The sequence below is a fragment of the Pseudomaricurvus hydrocarbonicus genome (assembly GCF_011602365.1).
In the GTDB taxonomy this organism is placed as follows: Bacteria; Pseudomonadota; Gammaproteobacteria; order Pseudomonadales; family Cellvibrionaceae; genus Pseudomaricurvus; species Pseudomaricurvus hydrocarbonicus.
In genome coordinates this window covers 122,813-145,141 of record NZ_JAAONZ010000006.1, presented here as the reverse complement: position 1 = coordinate 145,141, position 22,329 = coordinate 122,813, and the positions used below count along the sequence as shown (strand labels likewise).

Here is a 22,329-nt window from a genome sequence, read left to right as displayed (position 1 = left end):
GTCCGAAGCCGGCTTTTTTTATTTCCGCAAGCGAATCATCGTTTGGATCATTAGCTTGCGGCTTGCGCGGCAACCGATTTCCCTGAATCAACCTGCACCTGAGAAAGAAACATCAGCGCCAGCAAAATCATCAACATGTACCCCATGAACGCATTGGCATAACTACCCGTGAGGTCAAACACCCAGCCAAACAACGGCGGCGCCAATAGCGTTAATGGCATGATGATCAGGTTCATCTTGCCCATCATTTGCCCCACTCGATTGGGGCCATACACCTGGGCCAGTATCACACTCCAGAACAACAGGGCCGTGCCCGAGGCCATGCCGGTGATCAGACAGGCAACGACCAGTAACGAAAACCCCTGCGCCTGCAGAAACAACAGCATGCCCACAGCCAAACTGCACAGCGTGACCGCCAGCCCCAGGCGCTTGTTGATGTGATCCACGATGCAGGCACACAACATCTTTCCAGTAAACGTGGCCGCCGAAAAAATAGAAATGAGTAGCGCCCCCTCGGAGGCTTCAATGCCCATGCCACCGACAAATTGGATGATGTTACTGACCAGCGCCATGGGGCCACAAAACAGAATGCCGATGATCATGGCAATCAACCAGAAATTGCGGTCCTTGAACACACTGCCGACGGGCTCTAATACCGCGGTGTCGCCGCCAGCGGTGGACGCGGCGGTACCGGCTTCCGCAGCCTGTTGCTCCGGGGTTGGCCGATCAATCACCAGCAGGGCAATCACCGGGGCAGTTAACGCGAAAATCAATACGCCAAACATTCTGAGGGCATCGCGCCATTCATAGGAGTCAATCAGCATTTGCAACAGCGGTGGTAACAGCAATCCGCCAATCGCAGAGCCACTGGCCGCAATGCCCATCGCCAGGCCCCGCCGGCGGGTAAACCAGCGCGCCAGCAACGCCGATGATGCGATGGGCCCCAGCAGGATGCTGCCCATCGCCATGAACACCGCATAGATCACCAGCACCTGCACCATAGATGTGGTTATCGAAAGCAGTAAAAACCCCACCGCCACCAGGGCCGAGCCGGCCAGCATCAACCGGCGCATGGAAAAGCGATCCAGTGCCGCGCCAATGGAGGGACTCAACAGACCCGAACACAGGGACGTGACGGTCATGCCCAGCATAAGCACCATGTTACTGGGGCCAAACTCCAGTTTGAACGGCGCCACCACGACGCTGTAACCCGTGAATATACTGGCCGCGCTGACCCCTTGCAGCAGCAGAGCCACGGCCACCTGCCACCATCCTTGATAAAAGTTAAATTTCATTATGCACTCTCTGTTATTGTAATTATCGATTGGATTAACACCCCAGCAGCCTCAAACCCGCAGCAATCAGCAGCTGGCTTGTCGCCCACAGAGAACCGCCGTCTACGGCCGTCGCCCGGTAACATAACCCTCGACATAGCCCTCCACGAGGCGACCTAAAGGTGCTCTCAAATTGCCCACCCAACTAGAAACTAATCATCAGTGATGTACAATAGTAAGCCAGAACAGAGCGAATAGCGATCCCAAAACCAGGCCGCAGCTTTAAAATTTGCTTTCTGTGGCCTTCCAGATCCAGCGATAATAAACAAGGGATTCACTATGGCCTCCGGCCGTCAACACCTCTTTCTCAACGGTTCCATCCCCCGCGCCTTATTCAACCTGGCGGTCCCCATTGTGCTCGCCAACATTCTGCAGGCCGGCTACCAGCTGACCGATGCCTTCTGGGTAGGCCGCCTGGGAGCCGCTGCGGTTGCCGCCGTCTCCATCAGCATGCCAGTCACCTTTTTGGTCATCGCCATGGGCGCGGGTCTGTCCGTGGCAGGCGCCACACTCACCGCCCAATACATGGGTGCCGGCCGGCACGACATGGTCAACCACGTGGCGGCGCAAACCCTGTTAATGATCACCGTCACTTCCATCATTCTGGCGGCGCTGGGTGTGCTCCTGTCTCCCTATCTGCTGACGCTGCTCGGCGTGACCCCGCAAGTGTATGACGGCGCCCTGGGGTTTATGCGAGTCTCCTTCATCGGCGTCATCTTTGTGTTTATCTTCGCGATGTTCCAGTCGCTGATGCGGGGCGTGGGACAAACCCGTATCCCGCTGTTTATCGTGCTGGGGACCGTGATTCTCAATTTCGCGCTCGACCCCTTGCTGATCTTTGGTTACGGCTCTTTTCCGGCTTTTGGGGTCAAGGGCGCGGCGCTGGCGACGCTGGCGACACAATCCATTGCGGCAGTGATTGGTCTATGGGTCTTTCTGCGTGGCCAGCATGGCATTCATCTGGCCTGGTCGGGTTTCAAACCGGATTTTGCGTACATCAAAAAAGCTTTTTTTCTCGGTTTTCCCTGCTCGGTGGAATTATCGACCCGGGGCCTGGGTCTGATGTTGATGACGTTTTTGATCGCCAGTTTTGGCACCCTGACCCTGGCCGCCTACGGCATCGGCGCCAACGTTCTGCAGGTCATTACGATTCCGGCGATGGGCTTATCCATGGCTGTCTCGACCCTGGTGGGGCAAAACATTGGCGCCGGCAATATTCAGCGTGCCGCCAGGATCACGCATCTGGGCACTCTTTATGGTTTTGGGGCGCTGACGCTGGTGGGTATGCTTGCCTACCTGATCGCGCCGCAAATTGTCGCCTTCTTTGTCCCCAATGACGCCGACGTGATTCGCGAAGGCGCGCACTTTATTCGCATCATGTGTCTGGCCTGGGGTGGCATTGGCATTCAACTCACCATCGTGTCGGCCTTCCGGGCATCGGGTAATATGATGAACGCCATGGTGATTGCCCTGATTTCCCAGTGGATGATTCAGTTCCCGCTGGCGTATATCCTGTCCAATCATACGGCGCTGGGTGCCGACGGACTCTGGTGGTCCTTCCCGATCACCAATATCCTCATTGCCATCATTTCCATCGCCTGGTTTGCCCGTGGCGGCTGGAAGCAAACGCGCATTACCGAACAAGACAAACAGGCGCTGGAGGTCATTGATAAGGGCTGGAGCGATGAGGGTTATCGCTAAGCAACGGGTGCCAGAGCTCCAGGCGGAGATTTTACCGTGGGTGCGGCCTTACTCACCCGGTTCCGGTACGTCCGCTTTGCTGACGCTCTGATCGTCAACAATCGACTGCGCCCAGGATCGATCCTCGCTGTTGGCCGATAACCCTGACTGCTTGAGGCCGGCCACCGGGGTATACAACAGGCAGGTCAACAGCGCGAAGTGATCTGACCCGATCGGTGGCAATCGCTGAATGGATTCCACCGTAAAGTGTTCACTGTGGAATAAATGGTCGAGCGGCCAGCGCAGAAAGGGGTACTTGGCATTGAAGGTATTGAACATGCCCCGGCCGATGCGCGGATCCAGCAGACCGCTGATTTTCCGAAATAAGCGGGTGGTCGGCGACCAGGCGACATCGTTGAGGTCCCCGGTGAGTATCACCGGCTGATCACTGTTGGCGATACTGCGGGCCACCATCACCAGCTCGGCATCCCGCTCTGTCGATTCCGGGTTTTCGGTGGGACTGGGCGGTGCCGGATGCAGAAAATGCATGCGCACCGAATCTCCGCTGCGCAATGACAACCGCGCGTGCATGGAGGGCACATCGTCTTCCACCAAAAATGCAATCTCGGTGTCGGCAAGCGGTAAGCGCGAATACACGTGCATGCCGTACAAATTATCCAGCGGGCACTGAATGGTATAAGGCATGACCGATTCGAGTTCTGCGAGCTGCTCCTGCCACCACTGGTCAGACTCCAGAGTCACGAGCACATCGGGTTGGTGCTGATTGACCAGGGCCAGCAAGGCCGCAGCGTTGCGGTTCGGGGTTAATACATTGGATGTAAGGATGCTCAGTTGACGCTCTGCACAGCGGTTCCGGGCGGTTTGGACTTCCTGCGGCCAAAGTGGCGTGTAGGGCAGGATCCACCACAATTGGTAGCCCAGGCATAAGGCCGTAACGCCCATCAAAAGCCGCGTACCTGTCGCGCTCGAATCCAGAAACATCAGCTGTGCCAGCAACAGCGCAATCGCCATCAAGGCAAACTGTAATCGCGGAAAATCCGCGCCGCGGATCAGCCAGTGCGGATGTCGCGAGAATGGCAATAACGTGACAACGCCGAGCAGCAAGGTGGCTAACGCTATGATCAACACAATTCAGGTTTCCGGTTACGGTCTGTCAAAATTCAGCCTTCATCCTACCCTTTCGAGCCTGAAACGGACATGATCAAATCGCCCCTGTTGCGCCAAATCAAGGTGAGGGGCGGTGAAATCGTCTACGCTTCCCCTTATAAATGACGGCCATACCTGTCTGATCAAAAGCCCCCCTCACGATCGGCATGTACAGAGTGAGTCTTGAAGATTTAAGGATGCATACCCAACAAGGATTTAAACCCTATGGCGAACTCCAAGTCGTTCTATCTCGAACCGCTGAAAAAACTGAGCGATCGGCTTGACCGGCTGATCGAAGGCCGCTTGTGGATGAAAGTGCTGATCGGCCTGGGGCTTGGTATTGGCTGTGGATTGTTGCTGGGACCGGAACTGAACTTGATACCACAGCCCGTCGTGACCGTCATTACCTCGTGGCTGGCACTGCCGGGACAACTGTTCCTGGCTTTGATTCAAATGATTGTTGTGCCGCTGGTGATCGCCTCCATAGTTCGTGGCCTGGCGGCGAACCGCAACCCCAAAGCCCTGAAACAAATCGGATTGTTTGCGCTGGGCTTTATCCTCTGCACCACCGTCATCGGCACGGTGACGGGCATTGGTTTGGCTCAGTTGATCAAACCCGGTCACCACATCAACAGCGAAGCCCTGCAGGAGAGCGGCCTCTCCCCATCCGCGAACGCACCAGCCACGCAACACTTTCCATCGGCAGCCGACATGCCCGGCAAAATGGTCTCGCTGTTTCCCCATAACCCCATGGCCTCTATGGTCTCGGGTGAAATGTTACAAGTGGTTTTATTCGCGGCCATCCTCGGTTTCGCGCTGATCTCCATCGCCCCCAAGCAAGCTCAGCCGCTGTTTGATTTGCTCGGCGCACTGCAGGAAGTCAGTATGCGGGTGGTGTCCTGGGCCATGTTACTGGCGCCGCTGGCTGTGTTCGGGCTGATCACCCGACTGGTGGCAAACCTGGGACTGGAGGTACTGACAGGCATGCTGTTGTACGTCCTGACGGTGGTCGGTGGACTGTTGCTGCTGACGTTGTTTTACCTGCTGGTGATCAAACTGATTGGCCAACGCGACATCAAAACCTTTATCTCGGACATGCGGGAACTGTTGCTGCTGGCATTCTCCACCAGCAGTTCGGCGGCGGTGATGCCACTGAGCTTAAAAGTCACGGAGAATACCTTCGGCGTTCGCCCCGGCATTGCCCGCTTTCTGATCCCCCTGGGGGCCACCATTAATATGACCGGGACCGCGCTCTACCAGGGCGTGGCAACGGTGTTCCTGGCACAGGTGTTTGCGGTGGAGCTGACGCTCACCAACTATGTGTTTGTCGTCACCATGGCGATTGCGGCATCGATTGGTTCGCCCGCCACCCCCGGTGCCGGTATCGTGATTCTCAGTATGGTCCTCGAAGGGGTGGGTATTCCGGCCGCCGGGGTCGCACTGCTGCTGGGTGTGGACCGAGTTCTCGACATGTGCCGCACCACCATCAACGTGCTGGGGGATGTGGTGATGTGCTGTGTCACCGACCGGTTACTGTCAGCCGATGCCGACATTACCCTGACGCCCGTTAACGAGCCCTCACAATAGGGGTTCCAGTATCGCACTGGCCGGCTGGCTGCCGGCAAAGATACTGGGTTGGAGCCAGGAGGTGACATTTTGCGTCAACGCCTTGTGTCCGACCAGCTGCAAGGCACCATCGGCAATGGCTTTTCGATAACTGATGTCGCCCATCCACAACCCGCACATCACCCGCACACAAACGTTAAAATAGACATCCACCTCTTTACCCGGATCGTGCACGCACACATCCACGTCGCCGTTCTGCACCACAATCCACCAGTTGGGATAATCTTTCACATCCGTGAAGTTAAATTTGATCACCGTTTCGCGGCCGGACAATTTATCCGGTTGAATACTGCGCTCCAGGTACAGCATCAACAGCTCCAGATCAAAGTCGTCTTCGGTCATTTGTTGACGGGCCCACTGCATGCCCCAAATGCCAATCTGCTCAATCACCGGAAACAGATCCTGACACGCCTGAGTGGGAAAGTATTCAAACCCCCGCTGACCGGGAATGCGCTTTTTAAACAACAGCCCGTCCGCTTCCATGGCAGACAAACGTTTGGTTAACAATGTCGGGGAAATACTCGGCAGGCCTCGTTGAAATTCATTGAAACGAGTCGACCCCATGATCAACTCTCTGACGATCAGCAGGGTCCATTTTTCGCCCAACACCTCCATCCCTTTGGCAATAGGGCAGAACTGGTTATAACCCATAATCGGCTTACCTATTATTTGGAATATACCACTGGGTATATCAACAAAGTGTAGTGAGTTACTACACCTTTTGTAGTGAGTTACTACAGATTATAGATGAAGCTCCCGCAGCCAACTGCTCTAGGATAGACCCATGACTTCAAAAGCCATCACTCTATCAAAACTGTTTGGAGCATCAGCGATGGACTACCGGGACAAACAACTCAACCGTCATATGACCGAAAGACTGGCACAAGCCAAAACGCTGCCCACTGAGCAACAATTTCGTTGGGCCAAAAAATGTGTCGCCCTGGCTCAACGTCAACACCGAACCACTTTTTATCTGATGGCCCGCAACTGGCTTGCGAGTCTTCAAAACACGTCAGCCACTTCTGACCTGCCACTGGCACATTAATCTACTTATAAACGGGGTGCTTATTATGTGTAAAACACTGACCACTCAAACCGAAACCCGCAGCCTTCGCCGCCGACTGGGGCAATACCCCACCGGGGTCGCCATCGTCACCACCGAAGGCCGCGATGGCAAACCCGTCGGCATGACCATCAACAGCTTTCATTCAATCTCGATGGTGCCGGCGCTGGTTGGCTGGTGTATTGATCGTCACGCCGCCAGCTATTGCGCCTTTGCGCAGGCCGAACAGTTCTCGATCACCGTACTCAACGAACACCAGGCCGACGTCGCCACCCGATTTGCACAACGCGGAGCCGACAAATTTCACGGCCTGCGCATCGAGCCCGGCAAACCGCTGGTGATTCCCAACGGCAGTGCCTGGTTTCAATGTTCCGTGTTTAACCGATTTCGACTTGGCGATCATCTGATGCTGATTGGCCAGGTCATCGACAGTGGTGAGTCCCAGGCGTCGCCACTGGTGTTTGCCCAGGGCGCCTTTCAAAGCTTGCCCTCCCTCAAAGCACAGACGTTAGCTGTTTCCGCCTGAACGACTATACTCGGAGAATAATGATGACCACGATAACCCCTACCCCTACCGCTTCGAACCGCGTTGCCGCCATCCAGGCAACAACCGCCAAGGTTGCCTCCAAAGCGTTTAACACTGACGGCATCACGTCCGATCGTATTCAAACCAAACTGAAGACACACGACGTGACCGGCCATCAAACTCAAAACAATAAAACTACCCCCACGGCCGCGCCTGCGGGCCAGGCGCCAGGGGATCAATTCAAGGAAACAAGCATCATGGCGTCCCCCAAATCCTTGCTTGAAACGCTGTCCGACATTGGCGACCGTATCGCCGACCACGGAAAAACCGCGGATCTCACGGAACAATTCGCCAGCGCCAATTACGATCTGCTCAAGGAGCACCACATTTTCTCCGCCATGGTGCCCACTGCGCTGGGTGGGCAGGGGGTGGCGTACCCGGATATGTGTGAATTCTTACGCCAGCTCGCCGGCTATCACCCGTCGACGGCACTGTCGTTTTCCATGCACCAGCACATCATTGCCGCGAACCTGTACAACCATCAACATGGCAAACCCGGCCAGGCGTTGCTGGAAAAAGTCGCGGCCAATGAGCTCGCCCTGGTCAGCACCGGTGCCGGTGACTGGCTGGCCTCGAACGGTGAATTGACCCGCACCGAGGGCGGTTATCTTTTCAGTGGGATCAAACACTTTGCCAGCGGCTCGGTTGCCGGCAATGTTCTGGTGACGTCGGCCCCCTTTGAAGACCCGCAAGAAGGCTGGCAGGTGTTCCACTTTCCGGTGCCCATGAACGCAGAAGGGGTCAGCGTGTTAGACAACTGGCACCCACTGGGCATGAAAGGCACCGGCTCTAACAGTGTAAAACTGGAAAACGTGTTCGTACCGGATGCCGCCATCGCGGTAAAACGGCCGCGCGGGGATTTTCATCAAATGTGGGCTACGATCCTGCCGGTGGCGCTGCCACTGATCATGTCGGTGTATCGCGGTGTCGCAGAAAAAGCCCAGCGCCGGGCGATGGAATTGTGCCGTAACAGCACCGACCCGGTGACGCCTTATCTTCTGGGGGAAATGGAAAATGCCCTCACCACCGCCCAACTGGCGGTTGACGATATGATCCGCATCGTCGACGACTTTCGCTTCAGCAATACACTGGATACGGTCAACGCGGTGGTCCAACGCAAAACCATCGCCGCCGAAGCCTGCAAAGTGTGTGTGGCCAAAGCGCTGGAAGCCTGTGGCGGTTTTGGGTTTATGCAAGCCGGCGGCATTGAATCCCTGTTCCGGGATGTGATGGCCTCTCACTTCCACCCGCTGCAGGAAAAACGCCAGCTGTTGTTCACCGGCTCCCTGGCGCAGGGCAAAGAGCCACCCAGCCAGGCGTTTTAAAATCAGAAAGACCCTAAGGGAGGCCTAGCCTCCCTTACTTTGACACAACACATTTGCATCCTAAAAGCCCGCAACTGTCGTCACTGGAAACTAGAAACTAGAAACTAGAAACTAGAAACTAAAGCGTACCGCCAGGTACGCGTTGCTGTTACTTTCAAATTGTCCGAAGAAGGTGTGCGGCTCGTCCCCGGAAAAAAGATTCAGCCCAGCGGCCAGCAACCAGTTATCGGTCAACTTGTAACTGACTGAGGGTCGCAGGTACAGGTCCTGATCCGACGGAGAATAGAAACCGAACACACCGAGGGTGAGGTTCTGGTTCATGGCCAGATGCGTCAAGCGCACCGTCACCACTTGGCGGTGTTCATCCCGCGCCGGTTGTCCGGGCGCCAGGCTCTCGCGGTAGTGGTCATAGTCCTGCAATTGCTCGACGTAATACTGCACGCCCAGCGTGGTATTTTTAACCGGCTCCCACTCATACCCCAGCAGCGCCCGCCACTCGCTGTTGTTCACCCAGGGGTTGCGGCCATGTTGATCATCGCGGGAATCGTAGTAGCCCATTTCCGACGAAAAAATACCCGGACCCACCGGCCCGCGGACACTGGCACCGTACACCCGCAGGGCGGGAAAGGTTGCCAACCCGCTCTGGGCATCAAACCCCGCCGGACTGTTCCAAAATCCCTCATAGCCGTAGACCGCCAGCTCAAAACTGCCGAGGTTGCGATACACGCGCAGTGCCAGTTCATCGTCCTCACCGCTGTGATCGGGCTTATCCACCTGGACGATGGCATGGCGGCCCGCGACCTCACCCAGTGCTTGGTTGTAATAGGACAGGCGATCGCCACTGATAAAGCGGTCGCTGTCAAAACGCGGCGCATAAATCACATTCAGGTTGGCCAGTTTGCTGTAAAAGCCCATCCGCAAAGCATCGGAGGGGGCTTTTAAATATTGCTCGTCGCGACCGGCCAGAAAACTGTTCCAGTCTTTGGGAAACAGGTCGTTAATAAACAACAGGTCACCCACCCCCCAGGTGAGGATCTGGCGACCGGCCTTCAGATCCGCGACACGGCCCACACGGCGGCTGACCCAGGCTTCCCGAAGATCCAGCCAGCCCTCGCCAGTGTCCAGATCCACATGCTGACTGTCGGCGACATCATCGTACAACAGGTTCAACGACAGCTTGCTGTGCCAGGCGCGCCAGTCGGCGTCCAGATCAAGGGCCAGACGGGCTTCCGCCAGCGAGGTGTGGCGCTGTTGAATCGGATCCCGAGTGCGAGTCCCGGCACGCACCTCCCCAAAACCGCTGCTGGTCAGCCATTCGGCGGCGCCGTCATCAGCGGCTTCATCCCACTGAAAGCCAGCGGAACTCTCTTGATCGAAAACGGAGTCGCTGCCAAAGTCCGGCAGCGCCGGCTCTGGCGATGGGCTCTCCGACATCCCTGCCGGCAGCTCAGGTTCCTCAAATTCAGGGTTCTCTAACTCAGGTTTCTCTAACTCAGGGTCCTCGGGTACGGTCTCTGGGAGCTCCGTCTTTTCAGGTTCCAAACCCGCGGGCAACGCCGGTTCGGCGAAAGCCACCGGCGACACGATACAACCGGCAACGCAACACAGTGCCACCCACAGCAGCGCGGTTGTGGTTGCCCGTGTGGTTCGTATTCGTCGGGTTGTGCTGGCAGTTGTCGAATGGCGTTTCACTAAGCTCGGCCTCTGTTCTGTTCTGTTCTATTCTGGGGCTGTCTAGCGTAAATATTGGCGTGGCGGTGTGCGCAAATAACGCTCGGTGAAGACGTCATCCGGCAAACCGATGTTGTAACGCACCTGACTGTAGCGCATCAGGGTTTTGCTGCCCGTGTTGAGGTTTTCCATACTGGCCTCGGTCACCGTGGGATAGCCATCAATGTCATCCACTTTCAAGGCGCGGGAGACACGATACTTGCTGTTGTTTTTATCAAAAAACTCTACCTGCACCGGAATAAAACTCTGTTTGTGCACATACATATCGTAATAGGCGAACTCTACCGAGTCGGGGTCTTTGGGCGTGTGTCGCAACACATAGTAGTTATCGGTGGTGCGCAATAACTCGTGAGTATCTTCCTCCACGCTGCGGCCGCTGACATCTTCGTAAAAATAATCCGAGCCGACAAAGCTGGTGCGTTTGTCGCTGGCGGCAATGCGCTTGACCAGATCCAGCGCCGGCAAATACAACCAGCGATCATCGTCGGCCTGCCGTTTTTTGTGCACCATGAACACCATCTTGTTCACATCCGCCGGGCGATTGAAGTACACGTAGAGCTGTTGCTCCCCCAGATAGGCGTGATCGGTAACCGCTTCGCTGTCGGACCGGTCGCGACGCAAGATGGTAAAACTGCGCTGACGACTGCGACCCTGATCATCGGTAATGACCATCTGCACCTGCGCCCGCCCGTCCTTGCCCTGAAAATAAGACACATGGTTGGTGCGATGCACAATCTCATCCACACTCGGCGTCGCGTTGTTTGCCGATGTTGCCTGCGGTTCTACCCCTTGGGCCAGCAGCGGTGGCGTTGACATCATGCAGACACTGGCCAGCAACAGGCTGGAAAATCGATGGGAAAATTTCATAACATTATCCTTTTTCGGCGTTCTGTTTTTGCATCTGATGTTTATACATCGGATGTTTAAAAATCTGATGTTGCAGCAGCGTTGCCATGGCCGGCAAAATGACCAGGGTGGCGATACCCGCACACAAAATGATGGCGGCGATAAAAATGCCCACCGTTTGATAAGGCACCAGCGGCGCCGCCAACAACGGTAAAAACCCGGCGCTGAGCACGATGGCGTTGCGACTGATGGCCCGCGCCGGCTCGCCAAAGACATGACTCACGGCCGCCTTCCAGCTGCCCTGCTGGCGCACCGCTTCACGCGAGCGGGCCAGAAAGTGAATGGCATAGTCCACCGCCAGTCCCAGACTGAGCGCACTCAGAATCGCCACCGGCATGTCATAGTCCTTGCCAATCAAACCCACCACGCCGTAGATAAAGCCCACGGTTAAGGTCAGTGGAATCATCGACAACAACCCCATCAACCACGAGCGGAACAACAGCACCATCATAACCAGCACCACGAGAAAAGAGCCCGCAAACGATTTCAACATCCCTTTGACCATCTTGTCCTGCCAGGCCACATTGATGTAGGTGAGACCAAACCAGTCGGCCTCAATGCCCTGCGGCGCCGGATGGTCTTGCAGGAAAGTGTCGAGTCGGGTCATCACCGCTTCCATATCGCGATTATCGCCGCTGGTGAGCTGCAACCAGAGGTTGGCTTGCCGATAATCCGGCGTCACAAAGTGCCACAGATCCTGGGGGCGATGGCTGTTCTGGTAGGTAATCAACGTCTGTCCCACCGCGTTGGCCGTGTCGGGAATACGGAAAGCCTGCTCCTCGCCCAGCAGCAGCTCCCGGTGCACGGTTTTCACCACGTCCACCAGCGAATTGATCTTGCCCACCTTGTCATCCGCAACCAGAGCCTGCTGTAACTGTGCCATCCAGTGCAGGGTTTCCGGTTGTTTAAAGACTTGCTGTTGCTGCCGCCGGGCATCGACCCAGATCGCCAATTCATCCCAGGCGTAATAGTCATCGCCGGCGGCGTTGCTGAGTTGCGTCTCCACATACTGGCCAACCGCCGAGAAGAAGTCGTCGGCTTGCCCGGCAGCTTGAGACGCAATAAACGCATCCAGCGGCTCGACCAAATCGGTGTTCAGACCCGCGCTGCCAAGCTCCTCTTTTTTAACCTGCAGAGCCTGGCGCAGCTGGGCTTTATCCACGCCGGCATCTTGCGGTGCGCTCAAGGCCAGATACGCCATGTAGGTGCCGCCGAAGTGATCGTTGAGCACCCGGTCGGCCACGCGGATGTCGTGCTCCGGCCCAAACCACTTGATGGGGTTGTCGTTAATTTTGATTTGCGTGATGCCATAACCCGCCACGGCCGCCACCAGCAACGTCAGTACCAGCACCACCGCCGGACGTCGGGTGGTGCCGCGCCCGATCGCGCTCAATCCGCGCCCCATCAGCGTGTGATCTTCTTCACCGACACTGCCTGCGTGCCCATAGCCCTGCAGCTTACTTTCATCGATCAACATAATGTAGGCAGGAATGAACAGCATCGTCAGCAGCCAGGCGATGAACACACCGATGGCGACAAAAATGCCGAACACCTGCACCGGCGGAATCGGGGTTAAGGCCAGCGACAGAAAACCTGCCATGGTGGTCAGGGTGGTAAACAACATCGGTGCAAACAGGGTGTGCATCACCACCTTTAAGGTCTCACGGCGATCTTTGTGCTGGGGGTAGCGATCAAAAAATTCCGACAGAATATGGATCGCGTCCAACACCGCAATGGGCATGATAAAGATCGGAATCATGGAGCTCATGATGTGGATGGTGTTGCCGGAAATCACCAGCAAGGCCATGGTGGCCAGGGCACTGACCATCGCCACGATCATCGGTGACGTCACCAGCACCAGACGTTTGAAGAACCACCACAGCAACAGAAAAATCGTCAGCATGGCCAATGGTGCCGAGATGGCCATTTGAATAAACATTTCCACGCCGAAGGTGTCTTCCGCCACCGGCAAACCGGTAATGTAGACCTTGTCGTCGCCCTCCCAGCCTTCCACGTAGTCGCGCAAGGCATTGCTGACCCGCCAGGACAGGTCTTTGGAGGTAATCGGTAAATAGAGTGCGATGGCCTTGCCATCTTCGGACACCAGCGTGCCATTGAGGAACGGAATGCGCTGCGCCCGATCCCGCACCTGCAGCGCTTCGGCATCGCTGGTCGGCGGCTGGGGCATCAACCAGGAAAAATTCACACTGCCCAGACCGCCCTGCTCAATATTGTCCACCGTCGAGGGGGCAATAATATCGACGGCAACCACGCCTTTGCGCGTCTCTCCACTAGAGCCTTCACTAAAGCCTTCACGAGCGCCTTGCGGCAGTTCTGCGTCGGTATTTGGCTCGGTCTCGTCTTCTGCGGGCCAGTTCAGGGTCTTGGCAAATTCCGTCAGGTCATAAATCCGCTTGAGGGAGGCCTGATTAAACACCCCCTGTGGGTTGGCCTCGTTGACGATACCCACCACCACAATGTCGTTCAGATCAAAGCGCTTTTTCGCCTCATCGTGAAATACCCGCACCGGTTCGTCGTGCGAGAGCATGTTTTCCGGATCGGTATCCACCGTCACCGGCTTGAGGCCGGGCACATCGACAAAATTCGGCACCGCCGCCAGGGCCAACAGCACCAGCGTCACGATGGCCGTCACCCTCGCCACCGTTTTGGGGTGACTCAGTGCAAAATATACCGCTTTGTCAGCCAGCATCGTAGTGGGCATAATCCATCCTCAACAATTCAACTTTGCGCAAATATTAGAAGTTGATTATATTAGAGTCAACTAATATGTGGATCCCGGAATGACTGACACCTCAAACCCCAATGACAATGTGGGCCAAGACGCCATGACCGGCACCATGGACATGGCCGTCATGCAGAAGAACGCTGAACTGGCCGCAGAACTGCTCAGAACATTGTCCAACCCCGCCAGGCTGCTGGTGTTGTGCGCCCTTGTCAGCCGCGAACACACCGCCGGGGAACTGGAGGAACTGGTGGGCCTGAGCCAGTCTGCGGTCTCGCAACATCTGGCCAAACTGCGCAAACAGTCCATCGTCACCACCCGCCGCGAGGGGCAAAAGATTTACTACGCCCTGCACGACCCCCATTCAAAATCGATTCTCGAAGTCTTGTACCAGATCTATTGCGCCCAGCCTGAGTAGCGTCGATACCGCCTTGTGACCACACCTTCAGTCGGCGCCATCGTCGACCGTAGAGATAAAACCGGGCTGTTGTCATGACGCTGGTCAATGACGGGGGCTGTTTGTTGCTAAAACCTTGAAGTGCGGGATGGTCTGGTTAACAATGCATGTTGAATTTGGCGCCAGCTGCGCCAATAGGGAAATTACTTGTGCTTAGGCATGAGGCACGGGATGTGCGGTCCTTTCTTGAGTTTTCCTCCTTTGGGTATTTTTGGTGTGGTGTTTTGGGCCGCCGGTGTGGTTTTTTGGGTTTGGAAGATTGGGATGATCCGGGTTTTTGTGGATGATTGTTTGGGGGGAGATGTCATTGTGATGTGTTTGGGTGGGTTATCGTGAGGTTGGATAAGGTGTTATGCCTTAGCAGGAGAGCCTTTAGTGAATCGAAAACTTAAATCTCAGGGAGACTTTGATGGAGCATGCTTTCTCTACTCCATCGCGAACGCAGTTATTTCGCTAAATGATACAGTGACTGTAGAAAATTGGTCCCACGCCATCTCTTCGCTTCCGAAGGCTGGGTTGTTTCTTCGCCAAAATGTCGGAACACTAGCTTTCGACGATGATGGAAAAAAGCTGGAAGGCGTCGCACAGCGATTCCTAAAGTCGCTCTCAAGTAACAAGTTCAAAGTAGTCCTCGATCCAGGAAACAGACAAAAAATTGATCGACTGATTGATGAGAATACAGTTGCAATTGTTAGCACACCCGAGCATTGGTTCGTTGTTACCGAAGTGCATGACAACACAGTGTTTGTGGCGTGCTCTGATACTTTCAATGCTCATGGACACAAACAACCTGAAGAGCGCAGCCCAAAATTTGGACACATCTCCAATTTGCGCATAAAACTAAGTGACCTTCGCGTATACGGAAGAATGATTTTTCGTGTAACAAAGGCCTAACGTTCTGGGCATTATATACCAGATTAAATTCGAGGATATACCTTTATGGAAGATCAAGTAATAGTCGGAATAGTTATTCTAGCAATAGCATTTATAGCAGTTCTATTCATAATATTCAGGATGAAAACGCGAGTCAAAGAGCTTGAATCAAAATACTCAAAAATCATTGATGTCAATCTAGAAGTTGAGAAATCTAAAAAAGAAAAAGAATCTATAGACCATGAAATAAAAACTCTTCGCACTAGCTATAAAGAAAAGCGAACCTTATTCGAAAAATTGGTAAAAGAGGCAGCAATATATGACGAAGAAATTCAGCTGGCTGAACTAGGTTTTTACAAGCCTCATTTTGATTTTGATACATCTGAAAGGTACAAAGAGGAAATAGCCAAGGTAAAGCAGGAGCAGAAAGATTTAATTTCATCTACGCAAGCAGTCTATTGCACTACCGAGTGGTCTGTAGAAGGCAGTAAAGCAAAAGGCCGGACAATGACTAATCGCGCAATAAAATTAACTGCGAGGGCATTTAATAATGAGTGTGATGCGGCTGTATCTAATACAAGGTGGAATAACGTTGACAGGATGGAGCAGCGAATTGAGAAAGCATACGATGCTATAAATAAACTAAATCAATCTAATGCAGTCGTTATTTCACATGAATATTACTCTCTGAAATTGAAAGAGCTTAGACTTGCCCACGAATACGCAGAAAAGAAACAACGTGAAAAAGAGGAGCAACAAGAAATAAGGCTCCAAATGCGTGAAGAAGCGAAGTTAGAACAAGAATTGGAAAGGGCTCTAAAAGAGGAGGAAAAATATAATAAACTTCTAGAAAGAGCTAAAAAAGAAGCAGAAAAAGCAACCGGAACCAAGCTGAATTCACTCAATCAAAAAATATCTCAGATGAGTAAGGAGCTTAAAGAGGCTCATGAAAAATCTGAGCGAGCCAAATCTATGGCTGAACAGACGAAGCGCGGGCACGTATATATCATCTCGAATATCGGATCGTTCGGCGATAATGTATACAAAATTGGGATGACTAGACGGCTTGAGCCTTTAGATCGAGTTAAGGAGCTTGGTGATGCAAGCGTACCCTTTACTTTTGATGTTCATGCAATGATTCACTCTGAAGATGCTCCAGCTTTAGAAAGCTCGTTGCATAAAAAATTTGACGAGGTGAGACTTAATTTAGTGAATACACGAAAGGAGTTTTTTCGTGTCACCCTTGCGGATGTTGAGAATGCAGTTCGAAAAATTTCACCGGAGGCTGAATTCATTGAAACAGCAGAGGCTAGAGATTATCGTGAGTCCAAGAGCATTATTGCACAACGGAATAAAGAAAAAACAGCAAGTGATGTCATTTATGCTTTTCCTGAAACCATATAGAAACGCGGAATAATAAGGGACAAGCACTCCTACACGTTTCGGCTGCCTGTGTTGGCAGCATTAGCTTTTTTGAGAGGTACTCTTGCCAGCTAAGTCACATACGTTATTTCACTTCACAAGAAGCAGTGGAACACTTAAGTCCATCCTGAAAAATGGATTTTGGCCTCGTTATTGTCTTGAAGATATCAAATGGATTGAGGATGAGGATAATGAGTTTGTAGCATATCCGATGGTTTGCTTTTGTGATATCCCACTATCCCGAGTAGAGGAGCACGTTGGATTTTATGGGGAGTTTGGTTTAGGTCTAACCAAAGAGTGGGCGCTAAAAAATGGAATGACCCCGGTTCATTACATATCGCAAACTTCGGAACTACCTAAATCTTACAATACTCTGGTAGACCTGCTTGGTGAAAGTGATAAAAAAGATCAAGGCTGGGAAGTTTTGCGTTTTATGCTTGCTCACACGAAGCCTTTAGAGGGAAGAATGTCAGTTTCCGGTGAGCTGATAAATAAAGAATTTCACCAAGAGTCTGAGTGGCGATATATCGCAAGAAATGAAAATATACATGACACCATCGTTGGAAATGACTACAAAACTCAAGAATTCATAGAAGGCAGAAATAACGAAACTAAAAGGTTTTGTATGCTTAAATTTCTGCCGAGTGATATAAAATACATTTTTGTTAGAAATGACTCTGATATACCAGAAATTATTAAGTTTATTCAATCTGAATTAGGAGGTTACCCTCTAAATGATGTTCTGCTATTAATATCAAGAGTTACATCTCTCGAAAGTATTCGCAATGACGTTTGATGCCAACAAAGCCAACCACAATCGCCAGAGGAATTCGGGGTCGGAATTCGGGGTCAGAGTAAAAACTCTGACCCCGAATAGTTTTGAGAAAACCCGTGAGAGGAAAGGTCTACAAATCCCGGTAACCGCCGCGGTCGGCGCTGGTGGCAAATGCGGCATAGGCTTTCAAGGCTTTGGTGACCACGCGCGTGCGCTCCCCCTGTGGTTGCCAGGCCTGAGCGGCGGGCAAGGAATCCATGGTGGCACGGCGATCACCCAGTTCCTGTTCGCTCACCATGATATTGATGCTGCGGTTCGGAATATCAATCTCAATCACGTCACCATCCTGCACCAGCGCCAGGTTACCCCGGTTGGCGGCTTCCGGTGACACGTGGCCGATGGAGAGACCGGCAGAGGCGCCAGAGTAACGCCCGTCGGTGATCAGTGCGCAGGTGCTGTCGAGGTTTTTCGCTTTCAGGCTCATGGTGGGTTTCAGCATCTCCTGCATGCCCGGTCCGCCCTTGGGGCCCTCGTAGCGAATGATCAACACGGTGCCGTCCTTAATGTCACCGTTGTCGATGGCGGTGAGGGCGGTTTCCTGTTGGTCGAAGACTTTTGCGGTACCGCTGAAGCGGTACATGTGCTCATAAACGGCGCCGGTCTTGACGATGCAGCCGCTCTCCGCCAGGTTGCCGAACAACACCGCCAGACCGCCTTCCTGACTGTAGGGGTGGTCAAGGCTGCGGATGCAGCCATGTTCACGGTCCATGTCCAGGCTATTCCAGCGCGCTGCCTGGCTGTAGGCTCGAATGGTGCGCTTACCGCCCGGCGCGGCCCGATAGAACTCCATCACCTCCGGGTCACGGCTGCGCAGATAGTCCCACTTGGCCAGCACTTCACCCAAATCTTTGCCGGCGACACTCGCCACGCTGGTGTCGATCAGGCCGGCACGCTCCAGCTCGCCAAGAATCGCCATGATGCCGCCGGCGCGGTGCACGTCTTCCATATAGTAGTCTTTGCTTGCCGGTGACACCTTGCACAGATGGGGAATCTGGCGCGACAGGCGATCCATATCGGCCATGGTGAAATCCACCTCGGCTTCCTGCGCCATGGCCAGCAGGTGCAAAATGGTGTTGGTGGAGCCGCCCATGGCGATATCCACCTTCATGGCGTTTTCGAAAGCACTGCGGGTGGCAATGCTGCGCGGCAGCACGCTGTCGTCTTCCTCCAGATAATGGCGTTTTGCCATATCGACGATTTTGTGAGCGGCGCGGATAAACAGTTGCTTGCGGTCGACGTGGGTGGCCAATAGCGAGCCGTTGCCGGGCAGCGCCAGCCCCAGAGCCTCGGCCAGACAGTTCATGGAGTTGGCGGTGAACATGCCGGAGCAGGAACCGCAGGTGGGGCAGGCGTGGTTTTCCACCTCTTCCGCCTTGCCACTGAAGTGGTCCTCATTGAAGGCGGCAATGTAGGTGTCGATGGGATCCACCCGTTGTACCTGGCTCTCCACTTCGATGCGCCCCGCTTCCATGGGACCGCCGGAGACATAGATCACCGGGATGTTGAGACGCAGACCCGCCATCAGCATTCCCGGGGTAATCTTGTCGCAGTTGGACAGGCAGATAATGGCGTCCGCACAGTGGGCATTGACCATGTATTCGATACTGTCGGCGATGATTTCACGGCTCGGCAGGCTGTACAGCATGCCGTCATGACCCATGGCGATGCCGTCGTCCACGGCAATGGTGTTGAACTCCCGGGGAATGCCGCCGGCCTCCCAGATGGCCTCGCTCACCAGTCGTCCGACCTCCTGCAAATGCACGTGCCCGGGCACGAACTCGGTAAATGAGTTGGCAATGGCGATTATGGGCTTGCCGAAATCTTCTCGTTGTACTCCCCCGGCCATCCATAAGGAGCGAGCTGCTGAGGCGGTTTTACCCTGGGTGACTTTAGCGGATCGGAATGGTCGCATGGCTTGGGCTCCCTCTGGTTTATGTGAGTTTTCTGAGGGAGAGGTTATTCGCAGTAACCCAGTGAGAATATCTCAAAGGTGACAAAGCGGGTGATTTTACAAATGGGGCTCAACACTGAGCGTCAACTCGGGCGATGTATGGCTCCCCCAAAAAAGTCATTAAGAATCCACAGCATTCATCATGGACCTTGCAGGATTCTCAAGAACAACCAGAATGGTTCCATCAAGGATCAAATAAACGCCAAAAGCCGACCGCTAAGGTCGGCTTAGCCGTGCCGGGCTGGAATTGGACTATTATTTGGGTGTGTTTCACGCGTCAGTGCCGACTTTAAATTACGGGAAAACATGGCAGGGAGCGCCAGTCCTCTTTTACGGGTAATCATGCCGAAAAAGGTTAAAAACAACTATGATGACAATTCCGGTTTTAATGGTTCTTCTTTTTGCGGTGTGGACGATACTCCTGCTTGTGCTCACCGTTGGAGTATACCGTTGGGGCTCTGTTTTTGCAGGTAAAGCACAGCTCATAGATTTTCGCGCCGACGATGTTAAGGGCAGCGATTTTTACAAGCGTGCGATGCGGGCTCATGCTAATTGCATAGAGAACTTGCCGATATTCATTGCCGTGGTGTTTGCCGCCCACGTTACCAACAGTGTGTCAGCGGCCGTGGTTACAATGTCGATCATTGTTTTGGCCGCCAGAATCCTGCAGTCACTGGTGCATGTGATCTTTGTGCAAACCAACACCATTACCTTTGTTCGTTTCTGTTTATTTTTTTCTCAAATCCTATGCTTCTTTGGCATTGCTTTCGTAGTACTTTCAGAAACTTTTACCAAAACGGTTTAACATGGTAAAAGGTTTCTCTAAGACACGTTACAATTAAAGGCGGTTGAAACGCACTCAGCCCCTAATGTCAGAAACAAAACTCAGGGATACATTATTGTGTATGGCCCCTGCTCTGCCGTTATTTCGTCTCGCAAAAACTCATTAGGTCGTGCCATGAATTTTGAAGAAATGTCCGATCAAGCAATACTGGATATCGCCAACCCTATTATGGACAACCTCATGGAGGCATCAACGAAAATCGACCATGAACGACACGTGCGTGATTTTAACAAAAGAATGTTAAAGATTGTCACCCGAGATTATTTCAATCAGGCTTGCGTTAGCTATCAGGCCGAAAAGGGTTTCTTTGCACACCGGGAAGCGGTAGCCGTTTTCAAGAGACCCACATCTGCGGCTATTGTCTGGAAACAATATTACACCGAGGCGCCAGGTGAATATGTTGCCGAAATGGTTTTAGTGTACGACGAGGGCCGATACCGGGTGGATCACGCCATGGTTTTTTAAACCATTCAACATACCCGTCGTTCACATTGCCAATGTTGGCCTATTATTTATCTGTTCGTATTGACCTACACCGTCACAACAATCCAAGGTTTTATGACGACCCATTAGCGCCGAACAAGATGAAAACCATCGAGCTTATATCAAATATTACTTGTCCATTCTGCGGTCACACCGAGACAGAAACCATGCCAACAGATGCATGTCAGTATTTTTATGAATGCAAAGCCTGCCAGCAACTTTTAAAACCCAAGCCGGGCGATTGTTGTGTCTTTTGTTCGTTTGGATCAATTAACTGCCCGCCGGTGCAAAGAGGCCGTGATTGTTGTCAATAATCACGGGCAAGAGGAGACGACAACCATGCAAGCTCCAAACCTTGACGATCAAATTGCAGGAGCACGGGCCTACGAGAACCTGCATGTACCGGCGCTGTTCAAGCAGTGGTGCCCTACCCTGCTTGATGCTGCAGACGTCCGCGCAGGAAATCGGGTACTCGATGTCGCGTGCGGCACTGGCGTGTTAGCGAGAGAAGCGGCCGTGCGCGTGGGTAGCCACGGGTTTGTGGCAGGAGTTGACCCTGGGCCGGGTATGTTAGCCGTTGCCAGCGAGCTGGCACCTGACATCGAGTGGACGGAGGCAACGGCCGAGTCCCTGCCCTATCCTGATCGATCCTTTGATGCGGTGTGCTGCCAGTTCGGGTTAATGTTTTTCAGCGATCGCTCACTGGCTCTGAAAGAGATGCTGCGGGTGCTGCGGCCCGGCGGTAAACTTGCTGTCGCCGTCTGGGACCGTCTCGAAAACTCGGAAGCTTACGCGGCCGAAGTGGTATTACTCGAGCGCCTCGCGGGCGTCACTGCGGCAAACGCGCTGAGAGCGCCTTTCGTGCTGGGCGACAAACATGCGTTGGCCAACATGTTTAAAGCAGCCGGCATAGACCCGGTGACGATTGAGACACGCACTGGCACAGCTCGTTTTCCTGGCATCAAGGTGATGGTCGAGGCCGACCTCAGAGGCTGGCTGCCGGTCATGGGGGTTGTCCTGAATGAGGAACTGATACAAAAAATTCTGGCGCAAGCGGAGAGTGCACTTGGAGAATACGTATCCGCACAGGGTGAGGTCGTTTTCAATTCGCCTGCCCATATCGTCACAGGCGTTGCACCCGCCGACTAGCAAAGGCCGGTGCGGCAGCCCCACTTCACACAGCCGTGACTGCCACATTTTCTACGCCGTCAGAGGCGAGAAGATAAAACCATCCGATTGGGAAGTGTTCAACGAAATAGACAGCCACCTATAGGCGTGATGCCGGTTTGAGCATTCCTGACCC

20 protein-coding genes are annotated in these 22,329 nt (G+C 53.7%); 13 read left to right on the top strand and 7 right to left on the bottom strand.

Annotated elements, in window-relative coordinates; genetic code table 11:
* Window positions 1-50: 50 nt before the first annotated feature.
* Complete coding sequence (locus G8770_RS10380; protein WP_167185838.1) at window positions 51-1,295, bottom strand: MFS transporter; 1,245 nt, start codon at window positions 1,293-1,295, stop codon at window positions 51-53.
* Window positions 1,296-1,613: 318 nt separating this feature from the next.
* Here G8770_RS10380 and G8770_RS10375 point away from each other — a divergent pair, with 318 nt between their 5' ends.
* Window positions 1,614-3,035 carry an MATE family efflux transporter gene (locus G8770_RS10375; RefSeq protein ID WP_167185835.1) on the top strand — a complete coding sequence of 474 codons (1,422 nt, stop codon included), beginning with the start codon at window positions 1,614-1,616 and terminating at the stop codon, window positions 3,033-3,035.
* A gap of 48 nt (window positions 3,036-3,083) precedes the next feature.
* Here the strand turns inward: G8770_RS10375 and G8770_RS10370 are convergent, their stop codons facing one another.
* Window positions 3,084-4,163 carry an endonuclease/exonuclease/phosphatase family protein gene (locus G8770_RS10370; protein ID WP_341771132.1) on the bottom strand — a complete coding sequence of 360 codons (1,080 nt, stop codon included), beginning with the start codon at window positions 4,161-4,163 and terminating at the stop codon, window positions 3,084-3,086.
* Window positions 4,164-4,406: 243 nt separating this feature from the next.
* On the opposite strand from G8770_RS10370, the gene G8770_RS10365 reads away from it, so the two are divergent.
* On the top strand, window positions 4,407-5,768 hold the full coding sequence (locus G8770_RS10365) for a dicarboxylate/amino acid:cation symporter (protein WP_167185833.1): 1,362 nt from the start codon (window positions 4,407-4,409) through the stop codon (window positions 5,766-5,768).
* Here G8770_RS10365 and G8770_RS10360 read toward each other — a convergent pair.
* On the bottom strand, window positions 5,760-6,458 hold the full coding sequence (locus G8770_RS10360; protein ID WP_167185830.1) for a winged helix-turn-helix transcriptional regulator: 699 nt from the start codon (window positions 6,456-6,458) through the stop codon (window positions 5,760-5,762). The genes G8770_RS10365 and G8770_RS10360 overlap by 9 nt on opposite strands.
* Before the next feature lie 133 nt (window positions 6,459-6,591).
* Here G8770_RS10360 and G8770_RS10355 point away from each other — a divergent pair, with 133 nt between their 5' ends.
* The 3 genes from G8770_RS10355 to G8770_RS10345 are packed head-to-tail and all read left to right on the top strand — an operon-like array spanning window position 6,592 to window position 8,781.
* Complete coding sequence (locus G8770_RS10355) at window positions 6,592-6,852, top strand: hypothetical protein (protein WP_167185828.1); 261 nt, start codon at window positions 6,592-6,594, stop codon at window positions 6,850-6,852.
* Window positions 6,853-6,877: 25 nt separating this feature from the next.
* Entirely contained in the window at window positions 6,878-7,396 is a 519-nt protein-coding gene (locus G8770_RS10350) for a flavin reductase family protein (RefSeq protein ID WP_167185825.1), read from the top strand.
* A 23-nt stretch (window positions 7,397-7,419) separates the two neighbouring features.
* Window positions 7,420-8,781 (top strand): acyl-CoA dehydrogenase family protein, encoded by a 1,362-nt coding sequence (locus G8770_RS10345; RefSeq protein WP_167185822.1) that lies wholly within the window; start codon window positions 7,420-7,422, stop codon window positions 8,779-8,781.
* Window positions 8,782-8,892: 111 nt separating this feature from the next.
* Here G8770_RS10345 and G8770_RS10340 read toward each other — a convergent pair whose 3' ends face one another.
* Genes G8770_RS10340 through G8770_RS24180 form a run of 3 tightly spaced genes read right to left on the bottom strand, consistent with a single transcriptional unit; the run spans window position 8,893 to window position 14,140 of the window.
* On the bottom strand, window positions 8,893-10,473 hold the full coding sequence (locus G8770_RS10340) for a DUF1302 domain-containing protein (RefSeq protein ID WP_167185819.1): 1,581 nt from the start codon (window positions 10,471-10,473) through the stop codon (window positions 8,893-8,895).
* 42 nt (window positions 10,474-10,515) lie between these two features.
* A complete protein-coding gene (locus G8770_RS10335) occupies window positions 10,516-11,379 on the bottom strand; it encodes an outer membrane lipoprotein-sorting protein (protein WP_167185816.1) in 864 nt (287 codons plus the stop codon).
* A 4-nt stretch (window positions 11,380-11,383) separates the two neighbouring features.
* Complete coding sequence (locus tag G8770_RS24180; protein WP_243760418.1) at window positions 11,384-14,140, bottom strand: efflux RND transporter permease subunit; 2,757 nt, start codon at window positions 14,138-14,140, stop codon at window positions 11,384-11,386.
* 79 nt (window positions 14,141-14,219) lie between these two features.
* Here G8770_RS24180 and G8770_RS10325 point away from each other — a divergent pair, with 79 nt between their 5' ends.
* From G8770_RS10325 to G8770_RS10310, 4 genes are all read left to right on the top strand, one after another.
* A complete protein-coding gene (locus G8770_RS10325) occupies window positions 14,220-14,579 on the top strand; it encodes an ArsR/SmtB family transcription factor (RefSeq protein ID WP_243760417.1) in 360 nt (119 codons plus the stop codon).
* 414 nt (window positions 14,580-14,993) lie between these two features.
* Window positions 14,994-15,512, top strand: coding sequence for a hypothetical protein (locus G8770_RS10320; protein ID WP_167185814.1), 519 nt, complete (start codon window positions 14,994-14,996; stop codon window positions 15,510-15,512).
* A 45-nt stretch (window positions 15,513-15,557) separates the two neighbouring features.
* Window positions 15,558-16,895 (top strand): SNIPE associated domain-containing protein, encoded by a 1,338-nt coding sequence (locus G8770_RS10315; protein ID WP_167185811.1) that lies wholly within the window; start codon window positions 15,558-15,560, stop codon window positions 16,893-16,895.
* An 82-nt stretch (window positions 16,896-16,977) separates the two neighbouring features.
* Window positions 16,978-17,709 carry an abortive infection system antitoxin AbiGi family protein gene (locus G8770_RS10310; RefSeq protein WP_167185808.1) on the top strand — a complete coding sequence of 244 codons (732 nt, stop codon included), beginning with the start codon at window positions 16,978-16,980 and terminating at the stop codon, window positions 17,707-17,709.
* A 109-nt stretch (window positions 17,710-17,818) separates the two neighbouring features.
* On the opposite strand, the gene ilvD is transcribed toward G8770_RS10310, so the two are convergent.
* Window positions 17,819-19,660, bottom strand: a complete 1,842-nt coding sequence (gene ilvD / locus G8770_RS10305) for a dihydroxy-acid dehydratase (RefSeq protein WP_167185804.1) — start codon at window positions 19,658-19,660, stop codon at window positions 17,819-17,821.
* 406 nt (window positions 19,661-20,066) lie between these two features.
* On the opposite strand from ilvD, the gene G8770_RS10300 reads away from it, so the two are divergent.
* The 4 genes from G8770_RS10300 (at window position 20,067) to G8770_RS10285 (ending at window position 22,175) form a co-directional block, all read left to right on the top strand.
* Entirely contained in the window at window positions 20,067-20,504 is a 438-nt protein-coding gene (locus tag G8770_RS10300; protein ID WP_208022184.1) for an MAPEG family protein, read from the top strand.
* Between the two features lie 153 nt (window positions 20,505-20,657).
* Entirely contained in the window at window positions 20,658-21,008 is a 351-nt protein-coding gene (locus tag G8770_RS10295; protein ID WP_167185801.1) for a hypothetical protein, read from the top strand.
* Between the two features lie 32 nt (window positions 21,009-21,040).
* Window positions 21,041-21,340, top strand: coding sequence for a GDCCVxC domain-containing (seleno)protein (locus G8770_RS24175; RefSeq protein ID WP_341771131.1), 300 nt, complete (start codon window positions 21,041-21,043; stop codon window positions 21,338-21,340).
* Between the two features lie 25 nt (window positions 21,341-21,365).
* A complete protein-coding gene (locus G8770_RS10285) occupies window positions 21,366-22,175 on the top strand; it encodes a methyltransferase domain-containing protein (protein WP_167185795.1) in 810 nt (269 codons plus the stop codon).
* Window positions 22,176-22,329 lie beyond the last annotated feature (154 nt).

Coding starts and splice junctions, on each gene's coding strand:
- G8770_RS10380 (WP_167185838.1), bottom strand. CDS start 1,295: ATGAAATTTAACTTTTATCAAGGATGGTGGCAGGTGGCCGTGGCTCTG.
- G8770_RS10375 (WP_167185835.1), top strand. CDS start 1,614: ATGGCCTCCGGCCGTCAACACCTCTTTCTCAACGGTTCCATCCCCCGC.
- G8770_RS10365 (WP_167185833.1), top strand. CDS start 4,407: ATGGCGAACTCCAAGTCGTTCTATCTCGAACCGCTGAAAAAACTGAGC.
- G8770_RS10360 (WP_167185830.1), bottom strand. CDS start 6,458: ATGGGTTATAACCAGTTCTGCCCTATTGCCAAAGGGATGGAGGTGTTG.
- G8770_RS10355 (WP_167185828.1), top strand. CDS start 6,592: ATGACTTCAAAAGCCATCACTCTATCAAAACTGTTTGGAGCATCAGCG.
- G8770_RS10350 (WP_167185825.1), top strand. CDS start 6,878: ATGTGTAAAACACTGACCACTCAAACCGAAACCCGCAGCCTTCGCCGC.
- G8770_RS10345 (WP_167185822.1), top strand. CDS start 7,420: ATGACCACGATAACCCCTACCCCTACCGCTTCGAACCGCGTTGCCGCC.
- G8770_RS10335 (WP_167185816.1), bottom strand. CDS start 11,379: ATGAAATTTTCCCATCGATTTTCCAGCCTGTTGCTGGCCAGTGTCTGC.
- G8770_RS24180 (WP_243760418.1), bottom strand. CDS start 14,140: ATGCCCACTACGATGCTGGCTGACAAAGCGGTATATTTTGCACTGAGT.
- G8770_RS10325 (WP_243760417.1), top strand. CDS start 14,220: ATGACTGACACCTCAAACCCCAATGACAATGTGGGCCAAGACGCCATG.
- G8770_RS10315 (WP_167185811.1), top strand. CDS start 15,558: ATGGAAGATCAAGTAATAGTCGGAATAGTTATTCTAGCAATAGCATTT.
- ilvD (WP_167185804.1), bottom strand. CDS start 19,660: ATGCGACCATTCCGATCCGCTAAAGTCACCCAGGGTAAAACCGCCTCA.
- G8770_RS10300 (WP_208022184.1), top strand. CDS start 20,067: ATGATGACAATTCCGGTTTTAATGGTTCTTCTTTTTGCGGTGTGGACG.
- G8770_RS10295 (WP_167185801.1), top strand. CDS start 20,658: ATGAATTTTGAAGAAATGTCCGATCAAGCAATACTGGATATCGCCAAC.
- G8770_RS24175 (WP_341771131.1), top strand. CDS start 21,041: ATGTTGGCCTATTATTTATCTGTTCGTATTGACCTACACCGTCACAAC.
- G8770_RS10285 (WP_167185795.1), top strand. CDS start 21,366: ATGCAAGCTCCAAACCTTGACGATCAAATTGCAGGAGCACGGGCCTAC.